11 protein-coding genes are annotated in these 12,569 nt (G+C 72.1%); 8 read left to right on the top strand and 3 right to left on the bottom strand.

Features of this window, described 5'->3' with window-relative positions:
- Window positions 1-14: 14 nt before the first annotated feature.
- Window positions 15-2,642: an RICIN domain-containing protein gene (locus ADK86_RS13395; RefSeq protein ID WP_053696789.1), complete on the top strand. Its 2,628-nt coding sequence runs from the start codon at window positions 15-17 to the stop codon at window positions 2,640-2,642.
- 177 nt (window positions 2,643-2,819) lie between these two features.
- On the opposite strand, the gene ADK86_RS13400 is transcribed toward ADK86_RS13395, so the two are convergent.
- Window positions 2,820-3,713: a LysR family transcriptional regulator gene (locus tag ADK86_RS13400; protein ID WP_053696790.1), complete on the bottom strand. Its 894-nt coding sequence runs from the start codon at window positions 3,711-3,713 to the stop codon at window positions 2,820-2,822.
- 138 nt (window positions 3,714-3,851) lie between these two features.
- Here ADK86_RS13400 and ADK86_RS13405 point away from each other — a divergent pair, with 138 nt between their 5' ends.
- The 5 genes from ADK86_RS13405 to ADK86_RS13425 all read left to right on the top strand — a co-directional run bounded on the left by ADK86_RS13405 (window position 3,852) and on the right by ADK86_RS13425 (window position 8,357).
- The gene (locus ADK86_RS13405; protein WP_053696791.1) at window positions 3,852-4,685 is read left to right on the top strand and encodes an inositol monophosphatase family protein; all 834 of its coding nucleotides are present in this window, start codon (window positions 3,852-3,854) and stop codon (window positions 4,683-4,685) included.
- 40 nt (window positions 4,686-4,725) lie between these two features.
- Complete coding sequence (locus tag ADK86_RS13410) at window positions 4,726-5,322, top strand: NADPH-dependent F420 reductase (protein ID WP_053696792.1); 597 nt, start codon at window positions 4,726-4,728, stop codon at window positions 5,320-5,322.
- A 173-nt stretch (window positions 5,323-5,495) separates the two neighbouring features.
- The gene (gene pcaC / locus ADK86_RS13415) at window positions 5,496-6,791 is read left to right on the top strand and encodes a 4-carboxymuconolactone decarboxylase (RefSeq protein WP_199834397.1); all 1,296 of its coding nucleotides are present in this window, start codon (window positions 5,496-5,498) and stop codon (window positions 6,789-6,791) included.
- Between the two features lie 60 nt (window positions 6,792-6,851).
- On the top strand, window positions 6,852-7,505 hold the full coding sequence (locus tag ADK86_RS13420) for an MBL fold metallo-hydrolase (RefSeq protein ID WP_053696794.1): 654 nt from the start codon (window positions 6,852-6,854) through the stop codon (window positions 7,503-7,505).
- 72 nt (window positions 7,506-7,577) lie between these two features.
- On the top strand, window positions 7,578-8,357 hold the full coding sequence (locus tag ADK86_RS13425) for an exodeoxyribonuclease III (RefSeq protein WP_053696795.1): 780 nt from the start codon (window positions 7,578-7,580) through the stop codon (window positions 8,355-8,357).
- Window positions 8,358-8,380: 23 nt separating this feature from the next.
- On the opposite strand, the gene ADK86_RS13430 is transcribed toward ADK86_RS13425, so the two are convergent.
- On the bottom strand, window positions 8,381-10,180 hold the full coding sequence (locus ADK86_RS13430; protein WP_053696796.1) for an SGNH/GDSL hydrolase family protein: 1,800 nt from the start codon (window positions 10,178-10,180) through the stop codon (window positions 8,381-8,383).
- Between the two features lie 133 nt (window positions 10,181-10,313).
- Here ADK86_RS13430 and ADK86_RS13435 point away from each other — a divergent pair, with 133 nt between their 5' ends.
- On the top strand, window positions 10,314-10,736 hold the full coding sequence (locus ADK86_RS13435) for a DUF6278 family protein (protein ID WP_030592631.1): 423 nt from the start codon (window positions 10,314-10,316) through the stop codon (window positions 10,734-10,736).
- Window positions 10,737-10,821: 85 nt separating this feature from the next.
- Here the strand turns inward: ADK86_RS13435 and ADK86_RS13440 are convergent, their stop codons facing one another.
- Window positions 10,822-11,577, bottom strand: coding sequence for a GntR family transcriptional regulator (locus ADK86_RS13440; RefSeq protein WP_053696797.1), 756 nt, complete (start codon window positions 11,575-11,577; stop codon window positions 10,822-10,824).
- 240 nt (window positions 11,578-11,817) lie between these two features.
- Between ADK86_RS13440 and ADK86_RS13445 the strand changes: the two genes are divergently transcribed.
- The gene (locus ADK86_RS13445) at window positions 11,818-12,561 is read left to right on the top strand and encodes an amino acid ABC transporter ATP-binding protein (RefSeq protein ID WP_030592637.1); all 744 of its coding nucleotides are present in this window, start codon (window positions 11,818-11,820) and stop codon (window positions 12,559-12,561) included.
- Window positions 12,562-12,569: the final 8 nt, after the last annotated feature.

The following is a 12,569-nucleotide window of genomic DNA, read 5'->3' on the forward strand; positions in this document are numbered from 1 at the left end:
GAGAACACCTCCCCATGAAAAGCCCCACGGACGGAGGGCGCCGCGGGCGTCACCGCCGTCGCAGAGCCGCGACCGGCCTGGTGCTCGGCGTGCCGGCCGCCGTCGTGCCGTACCTCCTGTTCACCCAAGAGGACTCCCAGGCCGCGACGATCGACGCCGGTGCCTACTACAGGCTGGTCTCCGTGCGCAGCGGCAAGGTGATGGACGTCAACGCCTTCTCCACCGCCGACGGCACCCGCATCCAGCAGTGGACCGACCAGAACACCGCCAACCAGCAGTGGAAACTGCGGCCCACCGGAGACGGCTACTACCAGCTCGTGAACCGCAACAGCGGCAAGGTGCTGGGCATAGCGGGCGGCTCGACCACCCGGTCGGCTGCCGCCGAGCAGCAGACCGACAGCTCCTCCGCCTCCCAGCAATGGCGGATCGATGACGTGAGCGGTTCCGGCGCCGTCACCTTCACCTCCCGCAAGAGCGGGCAGGTCCTGGACGTCTCCGGAGGCGCCACGGCCCAGGGCGCGGCGGTCGTCCAGTATCCCGGCAGGGGCAGCACCAACCAGCAGTGGAAGCTGGCGAAGGCGACCGACAGCCGGGCGGCCGCGGCCGGACCGTATACGTGGAGGAACGCCCAGGTGGTCGGTGGCGGTTACGTCACCGGCCTGGTGTTCAACCCACGGGAGAAGGGCCTGCTGTACGCGCGCACCGACATGGGCGGCGCCTACCGCTGGGACACCGCGGCCGAGCAGTGGATACCGCTCACGGACTGGCTCGGCGAGAAGGACTGGAACCTGCTGGGCATCGACGCGCTGGCCACCGACCCCGTCGACCCCGACCGGCTCTACCTCGCGACGGGCACCTACACCAACAACTGGGCCGGCAACGGCGCGATCCTGCGCTCCACCGACCGGGGCCGCACCTTCCAGCGCACCGATCTGCCGTTCAAACTGGGCGGCAACGAGGACGGCCGCGGGGCGGGCGAACGGCTCGTGGTCGACCCCTCGGACCACCGCACCCTGCTGCTGGGCACCCGTAAGAACGGCCTGTGGCGCAGCACCGACCACGGGGTGACGTGGCGGCAGGTCTCTTCGTTCCCGGTCAAGGACGGGGCGGGCAGCGGTGCCGGCATCTCCTTCGTGACGTACGGGCCGGCCGGCAGCAACACGGTCTACGTCGGCGTCGCGGACAGGTCGGCCTCCCTCTACCGCTCCACCGACGGCGGCAGCACCTGGAAGGCCGTCCCCGGGCACCCCACCGGCCAGCTGCCCCAGCACGGTGTGGTCTCCGGTGACGGTTCGCTGTACCTGACGTACACCGACAACCTCGGACCCAACGGCGTGACGGCGGGCTCGGTGTGGAAGTACACCCCGGCAGGCGGAGCGTGGAAGAACATCTCCCCGTCCCAGGGCAGCTACGGCTTCTCCGGCCTGGCCGTCGACCCGCGCAAGCCGTCCACGGTGATGGTCACCACCCTCGGCCGCTGGTGGCCCGAGGACGAGATCTACCGCAGCACCGACGGCGGCACGACATGGAAGGCGCTGGCCGGGAAATCCGTACGGAACGCCTTCGCCGCTCCGTACATCGGCACCCACACCGGGCACTGGATGACCGCCCTGGCCATCGACCCCTTCGACTCCGGGCACGTGCTGTACGGCACCGGCAACGGCATCTGGCGCAGCAAGGATGCCGACGCCACCGACAGCGGCGGCAACAGCCACTGGACCGTGGGCGCGCGCGGCCTGGAGGAGACCGCGCTGATGGACGCGATCGCCCCGCCCGGCGGTGCCACCGTCATCACCGCCATGGGCGACCAGGGCGGCTTCCGCCACGACGACCTGACCAAGGTGCCCGCCGGGCGGATGAACAACCCGATGATGACCAACAGCAGCGACATCGACTTCGCTCAGGCCAACCCCTCGGTGATGGTCCGTGTCGGCCGTGGCGGCGCGCAGGACGGCGCCTACTCCACCAACGGCGGCAACAGTTGGACCGGCTTCCGGTCGGAGCCGGTGGCCGGCGCCGACAGTGGCCATGTCGCGCTCGCGGCGGACGGTTCGAGCATCGTGTGGACCGAGGCCGGCCAGGTCCCGTACCGCTCGACCGACAAGGGGGCGAGCTGGTCGAAGGTCGGTGGCCTGGGCACAGGCGCCGTGGTCGTCGCCGACCGCTCCTCGGCCGGGACGTTCTACTCGCTGGCCGGCGGCACGCTCTACGCCAGCACCGACGGCGGAGCGACCTTCACCGCCCGGGCCACCGGTCTCCCCGCCGACGGCCGGCTCAAGGCCGTCCCCGGCGTCGCGGGAGACCTGTGGATCGCCGGCGGTGACCAGGGGCTGCTGCACTCCACCGACGGCGGCCGCACCTTCGCCAGGCTCACCACGGTGAAGTCCGCCGCCGCCCTCGGCTTCGGCAAGGCCGCACCGGGCGCCTCGTACCAGGCCCTGTACATGATCGGCACCGTCAAGGACGTCAGCGGGGTCTTCCGCTCCACCGACAAGGGCGCCACCTGGCTCCGCGTCAACGACGACGCCCACCAGTGGGGCAACATCGGCAGCGTCGGCGTCATCACCGGCGATCCCGACACCTTCGGCCGCGTCTACGTCGGCACCAACGGACGCGGCCTCCAGTACGGCGACCCGTCCTGACCCCGACGCCAGAGCGGACGCACGTCCAACGCATGAGCTGACGCGCTGTCAGCAATGGACAGCCGTCCCTCCTGACCGATGCGACATCTCGGTCGGAGGGGCGGCTTTCTGCTGTGGAGCGGGGACGCCGGCGGTGGGCGGGTTGGTGGTCATGGTGCTCCTTCCCGATCGGTTACGTCAGGGCGCCAACGCGCTCCGCGCCAGGTCGCGTAGCCAGACGTGTGCGGGGTCGGTGTCATAGCGCTGGTGCCATGACAGGTACACCGCGATGGGCGGCAGTTCGAACGGCAGGGGGAGCAGGGTCAGGCCGAGGGCCGTGGCTGTTGCGCGTGTTGTCGATTCGGGGGCTGTGACGAGGAGGTCGGAGTCGCGCACGAACTCGAAGGCGGTGCCTTCGGTGGGCGCGGTCGCCACCACCCGGCGGGTGAGGCCGAGCCGCCCGAGAGCGTCGTCGAGGGCATTGCCGAGCTTTCCGCGCCGCGAGACGGTGATGTGCTCGGCCGCGGCGTACTGCGCGGCGGTGACGGCCTCGGCCCGGGTGAGCGGGTGGCCCTGCCGCACGACGATGACGTGCCGGGTCTCGGCCACCCGGTCGGCGCGGATGTCGGGTGCGGTCGGGCGGTTCGCGTTCGCCTCCAGATCGATCTCGCCGCGGCGCAGCTCGGGGGTATCGGTGCTCGATTCCGCGATGAAACGCAGACGTACGCCCGGCGCCTGCTCGCGTACGGCCGCGAGAAGCGCGGGGCCACCGAGTGCGACGAGTGAATCGTGCCAGCGGAGTGTGAAGGTGCGCTCCAGCGTCGTGAGGTCGAGTGCGCGGCTCGGTGCCAGCACGCCCTGGACCTGCTGCAACAGCTCGTGCACCTGCTCCCGGACGGCGAGTGCGTACGGCGTCGGGGTCATCGTGCGCCCGGTACGCACCAGGATCTGATCCCCTGTCGTGCGCCGGATCCGGCCGAGGCTTCGGCTCATCGCGGGGGCGGTGACGCGCAGGCGCTCGGCTGCGCCGGCCACGCTGCCTTCCTCCAACAGCGCATCGAGCGCGGCGAGCAGGTTCAGATCCAATTGCATGAGAGTCATGCTAGCCGTGCTTTACATGCACTTGTGGTTAATGGTCGGCCCTTCTACCTTCGAAATGCGGGCGCGAAAGGGACACAGTCCTCGCCCAGTTCGCCTCATCACCCCCCTTTCTCAGACGGGAGCACCGCCATGCCCACATCGATGCAGAGCACCCCAAGCGCTGCAACAGCCGGTTCCGGGTCCGACGCCGACCTGCTCGCGCAGACCGCGATCGCCGTGCGCGCGGCGGCTTCGGTGCTGCGGGAGCGGTTCGGCGACGTGGTCCGCCACCGGACCCGCGAAGAGCTGATGCGCGCACTCGCCGCCAATGACGACGCGGCCCTCGGCGTCCTGCGCCCCCGCCTCACCCTCCTGCGCCCGGACGCCCGCTTTGTGGAGGACGAGCTGGCGGACGGTGCCCTGCCCCCCGGCGAGTGGTGGGTTCTGGATCCGGCCGAAGGCAACGTCAACCACCTGCACGCCCTGCCGGAGTGGGCGGTGACCGCCACGCTCGTACGCGACAACCAGCCGGTCCTCACCGCGGTGCACCTGCCGTTGGCCGGGGAGACCTACACCGCGCTCGCCGGCGCCGGCGCCCGGCTCGACGGCCGCCCGCTGCGCGTGTCCCGGACCACGGACCTCGGCTTGAGCCTCGTGGCCACGAGCCAGGCCAGGCCGGACGAGGACGAGAAGGTCGTGCGGCGCATCGGCTCCTCGATCACCGCGATGCTCTTCGACGCGCTCGTGGTGCGGACCTCCGTGCCCGCCACCCTGCACCTGCTGAACGTGGCCGCCGGCCGGATCGACGCCTTCTGGCAGTTCGCCGGGGCCCGTGCGGACCTGCTCCCCGGAGCGCTGCTCGTCGCCGAGGCCGGCGGACGGATATCCGACGCCGAGGGCCGCCCCTGGACCCCGCAGAGCGAGAGCTTCCTGGCCGCCGCGCCCGGCGTGCACACCGCAGCCGTCACCACGCTCTCCCGCTGACTGCCACGAGAACCACCACCACCGGAAGGACCACATCCGCATGACCATGATCGCTGTTCTCGGGAACGGCCGCGTCGGCGGCAGCCTCGCCCGAACCCTCACCGGGGCCGGGCACCAGGTGACCGTGGCGGACCGCTCGCCAGGCGCTGCCGCCGACGCCGCCCGCACGGCGCAGATCGTCATCAACGCCACCCCGGGCGCCGGATCGCTGGAGCGGCTCGTCGCACTGCGCGAGGAACTGCGGGGCAAGATTCTCGTGGACGTCTCCAACGCCACCGTCGACGGACCGGACGGCCTGCCGGCCGACCTGCTCTACCCCGGCTCAAGCCTCGCGGAGCACCTCCAAGAAGCCCTCCCTGACACGCGCGTCGTCAAGACGCTCAACACGATGCTCTACACGGTGATGACCGCGCCCGCCGCGCTGACCCGGACACCGACCGCCTTCCTCTCCGGCGAGAACCCGGAGGCCAAACAGGCCGTACGCGGGCTTCTCGCCGACCTCGGCTGGCAGCAGGAGTGGGTCACGGACCTCGGCGGGGTCGAGACCGCGCGGGCTGCCGAGGCCGCCGTCCTGTTCGTACCGCACGTGATCCGATCCGGCGGATTCGCGCCCTTCGCCATCTCGATCAGCCGCTGAAAGCCCGAGGCAACTCTTCCTGAGGGCGACCGTAGGGCGGCTGAGGCTATGGAGGTTGGAGGTCGCGCCCGGCCTGGGCAACCGCGAGCTGGTCCGCTCCTGCGCACCTGGTCAAACAGCTGCCGCCAGGCCCCCGCTATGGTCCCCACCACGACATGTGGGAGCGTGAGCAGGTGAGTGAGACGACGGTGAAGACCCTGCAATACCGCTCTGACGGGCCGGAAGACGCACCTTGTCTGGTTTTGGGGGCGGCGCTCGGGACGACCTGGCACATGTGGGATCGCCAGGTACCCGAGCTGACCCGCCACTGGCGCGTCGTCCGGTTCGATCTGCCCGGGCATGGCGGCTCGCCCGCGTATCCGGCGTCCTCCGTCGCCGAGCTGGCCGACCGACTGGTGGCCACGCTCGATGTGCTGGGGGTGGAACGTTTCGGGTATGTGGGGTGTTCCATCGGTGGTGCCATCGGTGCGCAGCTGGCGCTCACCCGGCCGCAGCGGGTCACCTCGCTCGCGCTCGTGTCCTCCTCGCCGCGGTACGGAACCGCGGACGCCTGGCGGCAGCGGGGTGTGGTGATCCGTACGAACGGGCTGGACCCGATCGCCCGCACCTCGCCCGAGCGCTGGTTCACCCCGGGCTTCGCGGGGGCCCAGCCCGCCATCGTCGAGTGGGCCGTCCAGATGGTGCGCACCACCGACCCGGGCTGCTACATCGCCGCCTGTGAGGCGATGGCCGCCTTCGACGTCCGCTCCTCGCTCCAGCGGATCGGCGTGCCCACCCTCGTCGTCGTCGGTTCCGAGGACCAGGTCACCCCGACCACCGATGCCCGCACCCTGGTGGCGGGCATTCCGGACGCGAGTCTCGCGCTGGTTCCCGGTACGTCCCACCTGGCGCCCGTCGAGCAGCCCGCCGCCGTCACCGAGCTGCTCATCCGGCATTTCACGGCCGCCTGGCACGACAAGCCGGGTGCCACCGGGCAGACGGCGATCGGCGCCGCCGCGCCCAAGCCGGTGCCGGCGGCCGTGCCGCCGCCTCCGCCCATGACGCCAGCGGCGATCGAGTCCGGGCTCAGGCAGCCGGAGGCGGTGCGGGGCGGCGCGTACGAGCAGGGGATCAAGGTCCGGCGCGAAGTGCTCGGCGACGCGCACGTGGACCGGGTGGAGGAGACGACGGATGACTTCACCGGGGACTTCCAGGAGTTCATCACCCGGTACGGGTGGGGTGAGGTGTGGACGCGCCCCGGGCTGGACCGGCGTACGCGCAGCATCATCACGCTCACGGCGCTGGTCGCCGGCGGTCATCAGGACGAGCTGGCGCTGCACACCCGCGCCGCGCTGCGCAACGGGCTGACGCCCACGGAGATCAAGGAAGTGCTGCTGCACACGGCGGTGTACTGCGGTGTGCCTGCCGCGAACGCGGCCTTCGCCGTGGCGCAGCGTGTCATACGGGAGGAGACCACCCCGGAGGGGTGACGGCCGGCGCCCGCCTCCCGCTGCGGCCCTCCAAGGGCTCCGCGCGGCAAGATGGGAAGCATGGAACTCACGAAGAAGACCCATGCCTGCGTCCGGCTGGAGAAGGACGGGCAGGTGCTCGTCATCGATCCCGGTGTCTTCAGCGAGCGGGACGCGGCGGTCGGCGCCGACGCCATCCTGGTCACCCACGAGCACATGGACCACTTCGACGAGGAGCGGCTGCGCGCGGGCATGGAGGCCAACCGCGGCGCCGAGATCTGGACCCTGGCCGCCGTCGCCGAGCAGATCTCCGCGGCCTTTCCGGGGCGGGTGCACACGGTCGGCGAGGGGGACACGTTCACCGCGGCCGGTTTCGACGTGGAGGTGCACGGGCAGATGCACGCCGTCATTCACCCGGACATTCCGTGCATCACGAATGTCGGCTACCTGATCACCACCGAGGACGACGGCGGCACCGTCTTCCATCCGGGTGACGCGCTGACCGTCCCCCAGGGGCGTACGGTCGACACGCTGCTGCTGCCGGTGCACGCGCCCTGGAACAAGGTCGCCGAGGTCATCGACTACGTCCGCGAGGTCCGGCCGCGCCGCGCCATCGACGTGCACGACAGCCTGCTCCAGGACCACGCCCGCCCGGTCTACGACGGCATGATCGACAAGCTGGGCGGCACCGACCACGGCCGCCTCGCACCCGGTGAGCGCACCGCGCTGAACTGAGATACGGTGCCCGCCCCCGGCCGCGCCGGGCACGGACCCCGACTGTCACACCCCCGCTGTAGGTTTACGGACATGCGCATCGCGACCTGGAACGTCAATTCGATCACCGCCCGCCTCCCGAGGCTGCTGGCCTGGCTGGAGAACACCGGCACGGACGTGCTGTGCGTCCAGGAGACCAAGTGCTCGGCCGAGCAGTTCCCGTACGACCAGCTGCGCGAGCTGGGCTACGAGGCCGCCGTGAACGCCACCGGCCGGTGGAACGGCGTCGCGCTGCTGTCCAAGGTGGGTCTGGAGGATGTCACTCCCGGTCTGGCCGACGGCCCGGAGTACGAAGGGGTGCAGGAGCCCCGTGCCGTCTCCGCGACCTGCGGCCCGGTCCGCGTCTGGTCGGTGTACGTGCCCAACGGCCGCGAGATCGACCACGCCCACTTCGCCTACAAGCTCCAGTGGTTCGAGGCGCTGAAAGCGGCCGTCGCCGAGGACGCGGCCGGTCCCCGGCCCTTCGCGGTCCTCGGCGACTTCAATGTGGCGCCGACCGATGACGACGTGTGGGACACCTCCGTCTTCGAGGGCATGACGCATGTGACGCCCGCCGAGCGGGCCGCCCTGGCCTCTTTGCGCGAGGCCGGCCTGTCGGACGTGGTGCCGCGCCCCCTGAAGTACGACAAGCCGTTCACGTACTGGGACTACCGCCAGCTCTGCTTCCCGAAGAACAAGGGCATGCGCATCGACCTGGTCTACGGAAACGAGCCGTTCTCCAAGGCCGTATCGGACGCCTATGTGGACCGCGAGGAGCGCAAGGGCAAGGGCGCCTCGGACCACGCACCGGTGGTGGTGGATCTGGACGTCTGAGCCGGCGGAAGGGCCCGCCCCCGTCAACGCCCGCCCGGCACCAGCGCCCGCAGGTGCACCGACTCCCCGAGCGCCCGCATGCCCGCGTCGCCGGGGTGCAGATGGTCGCCGCTGTCGTACGCGGGCAGCAGCCGCTGCGGGTGCCGCGGGTCGCGGAGCACCGCGTCGAAGTCCAGTACGGCGTCGAAACCCGCGCCGCGCGCCCGGAGGGCGGCGTTCACGGCGGCGCGCCGTTCCTCGACGGCCGCCGTGCAGTCCGGGAAGCCGCCGCACGGCGCGATGGTCGCGGCCACCACCCGTAGCCCGCGCTCGTGTGCGCGCCGGGCGAGGGACCGCAGTCCCGCCACGACCTCGTGCGCCGGAGTGCCGGTCCGTAGGTCGTTGACGCCTTCGAAGACCACGACCGTACGGACCGAGGGCCGCGCCAGCACGTCCCGCTCCAGCCGGTGCTGCGCGCTGACCCCGCTGACGTCGGCGCTGACGCCGTCACCCGGGTAGCGGTCGGTGACAACCCGGTTTCCCGCGATGCCGCTGTTGACCACGCCGTAGCGGGGGAGTGCGTGCTGGGCCTGGAAGCGGCGGGCCAGTACGTCCGGCCAGCGCCGGTTGGCGCCCGCCGTCGAGCCCTGGCCGTCGGTGATGGAGTCCCCGAGTGCCACGACCGTGCCCGGACCGCCCGCGACCTCCACCCCGGTCAGGAACGGCCAGCCGGTCAGCGTGCCGGGGTACGCCGCGGCGCCGGCGTCACCCGTACGGTCGCCGCTGCCCGGTGCGCTGACGTACGAGACCTGCTGGGACCGCCCGTGCACCGGCGCTGTCGTCACCGTGCCCGGCAGATACAGGCTGACCAGCAGGTTCCGGCCCGCAGGCACGCGTAGGCGGAGCGGATCGCTGTACGTCTCGGCGCCGGCCGGGACCCGGATGCCGCGCTGTCCGCCGAACGTCAGCGGTACGGGTGTGCGGGCGGCTCCCGCGCCGCCGCCCGCGCCCTGCACGGCCACGCTCGCCGCCCCGAAGTCCACCGGCGCCGCCGCGAAGGTGTTCGCCAGCCGGACCCGTACGCGCGGCCCGCCCGCGCCGCTGTGCACGACCAGCCGCAGCGTCCGGCCGCCCCACGGCCCGGCCTTCGCGTACCCTCCCGTGCTCGCGCCCCAACTGCCCGTCCAGCCGGCGCCGTTGTCGCGCACCGTCGCCGCGAACACGTGAAGATCGGCGCCCGGACCCGGGTCCCGGGGCAGTACGACGGCGGCCACCTCGCGCCCGCGCACCACCGGCACGCTCACCGCGTACAGCCGCGCCCGCTCCGCCCGTTGGCCGCCCGGTATGTTGATGTGCGGCAGCGCGACCGCCTTGGTACTCAGCGGGCCCGTACGCCAGTCCGGCGCGGTCAGCCGGTACGTGCTGCGCGAACCGTCCCGGTAGCGGACCGTGCCGGTGCCGCTCACCGTGCCGCCCGTCGCCGCGACCAGCAGCGTCACCGCGTCACCGCGCCCGCGCAGCCGTACGGCCTGGCCGTCGGCCCGTACGTTGTCCGGCCGGCCCGCGGCGGTGCGCGGCCACCGCGGCCGGGCCGCGTCGAGGGTCAGCATCCGGCCCGGCGTCCAGCCCGCCGCGGCGAGGTCCCGCGCGGACAGTGAGTTGCCCGCGCCGTCGAAGTCCGCCGACGCCGGGCCGCCCGGCTCGCTGACCGCCCGGTTGTCGAAGAGGCGCTCCAACGGCACCGGTTCAGCGGGCCGTTGTGGCGGCGCCGCCGGGGCGGCCGTGGTGCTCAGGGCGAGGGAGAGGGCCGGGGCGAGTATCGCGCCCCACAGTCGTACGCGCATACGGGCAGTCCTTCCGCGGGTGCCGGGAACGGGTACGGGACCGGCCGGAACCGGTGGCCGGGCGCGCCGATCCGGCCACCGGCCTGCCGCGCGCCTGTGGCGGGCGCCCCGGCCCGGGTGGGACGCTACGCCCATGAACATGTCTTTCCTGGACAAGTGGCGCAAGCGGCCGGAAGCGAGCCCCGCTGTGGTGGACGACCCCGAAGGCGCGGCCCAGCTCCTGGCGGAATGCGAGCTGCTGCGTGCCCAGGCCCAGACCGAAGGCGTGGAACTGGACGATTCGGTGCACTCGTTGGAGGCGCTGGACCAGCTGCGCCCCGCCTGGCGCGACGACCCCGAGGTGGTGACCTGGCTCGGCAACGACGCGGGCTTCTACCTGGGCACGGTGCTGGTGCGCACGGTGCCCGGCGCCAGCTGGAAGGTGTGGCCGGGCGGCGAGCCGGTGGTCCGGCTGGCGTCCGGCCGGGAGGTGGACGTGGTGACCGCGGGCCGGGACTGGGCGGCCACCGGAGCGCCCGAACTCTGCCAGCTCTACGCGGAGGCCGCGGAGAGCTGAGAGCCCGGGCCGCCGGAACACGGACGCCGGCCCCGGCGCGACCGTCCGAAGCCCGTCCGCCTGAAGTCCGGCCGCCCGGCCCCGGCTACACGAACCCGATGTCGTACGCGAGCCGCCACCGGTCGGCCCGTACGACGATGTCCGAGGTCTCCACGGCCCGCCCGTCCGCGTCGAAGTGGGTGCGCTCCACGACCGTGACGCACTGCCCGGGGGAGCAGCCCAGCGTCTCCGCCTCGGCGCTGGAAGCGGGCCGCGAGCCCACCCGCTCCTCGGCGCGCACCACCCGGATGCCGATGGCCGCCATGCGCCCTCGTACGCCCCGACGCGCGTAGGGTCCGCACTCCGGGAAGACCACGTCCGTGCCCTCGGTGATGGCGAGCGGCTCCCAGCTCGTGGCGAGTTGCACCGGCTGCCGGTTGGCGAGGTATTCGTACACCGACCGGATGACGCCGGTGCCCGGCACGATGCACAGCCGCCGCGCCACCCGGTCCGACGCCGCGGCCGTCGTCGAGGACGCCTCCCAGGTCAGCGGCGCGCCGTCGGGCGAGCCCTCCAGCGCGATGCGGGCGGCGAACGGGGAGTCCACGGCGCCCGTGGAGCGCAGCAGGGTGCCTATCGGCGCCCGGTCGGTCACGAAGACCCCGCGCCCGAACTGGCCCTCCGCATAGCCGGCGGCCTTCAGGACGCGGACCGCCCGGTCCACCGTCTGGTCGCTGGCCTCGTACGCCCGCTTCAGCTCGGAGCGGGACGGGATGCGCGCACCGACGGGCAGCGCGCCCTCGTCGATCTGGCGGCGCAGGTCGTCGGCGATGCGCTGGAAGACAGGCCGGTTGTCACCCATGCCCCACAGGCTAGGTACGCAGGCAGGCTCTGTGTACCTAGGGAAGCGCGGTGCGCCAGTGGCCCGCCCGGCCGTTCCGTGCCCGGCGCTCCCGGCGGTTCCGTACCCGGCACGCGTGGGCATTTTCTCCGGTAATCGGGGATTGTCGTGGCATCTGTGCGTGTCAGCGGAGAAGGCCCGGTTTCGTGCGGGTAGGTTGCGGTGTCCTGGCTGGACGGATGAGAGTGAGCAGGGCTGCACATGGCCGGTGATGCGCTGATCGAGCTGCGCGGGGTCAACAAGCACTACGGGAAACTGCATGTCCTCCAGGACATCGATCTCACCGTCGGCCGCGGCGAGGTGGTGGTCGTCATCGGGCCCTCCGGCTCCGGCAAGTCCACCCTGTGCCGCACCATCAACCGCCTCGAACCGATCGAGTCCGGCACCATCACCCTGGACGGCCACCCGCTCCCCGAGGAGGGGCGGGAACTGGCCAGGCTGCGCGCCGAAGTCGGCATGGTCTTCCAGTCCTTCAACCTGTTCGCGCACAAGAGCGTGCTGGCCAACGTGATGCTCGCGCCGGTCAAGGTCCGGGGGCGCAAGAAGGAGGAGGCCGAGCAGCGGGCCCGCCAACTCCTGGAGCGGGTGGGACTTGCGGCGCACGCCGACAAGTACCCGGCGCAGCTCTCCGGCGGCCAGCAGCAGCGGGTGGCCATCGCCCGCGCGCTCGCCATGGAGCCGCAGGCGCTGCTCTTCGACGAGCCGACCTCCGCCCTCGACCCGGAGATGATCAACGAGGTGCTGGAGGTCATGCAGCAGCTCGCGCAGGAGGGCATGACGATGGTCGTCGTCACCCATGAGATGGGCTTCGCGCGCTCGGCCGCCAACCGCGTCGTCTTCATGGCCGACGGCCGGATCGTCGAGGACCGCACGCCGGAGGAGTTCTTCACCGCGCCCGAGAGCGACCGCGCCAGGGACTTCCTCTCCAAGATCCTCAAGCACTGACCGGGGGC

This window comes from Streptomyces sp. NRRL F-5755 (assembly GCF_001279365.1).
Lineage (GTDB): Bacteria > Actinomycetota > Actinomycetes > Streptomycetales > Streptomycetaceae > Streptomyces > Streptomyces rimosus.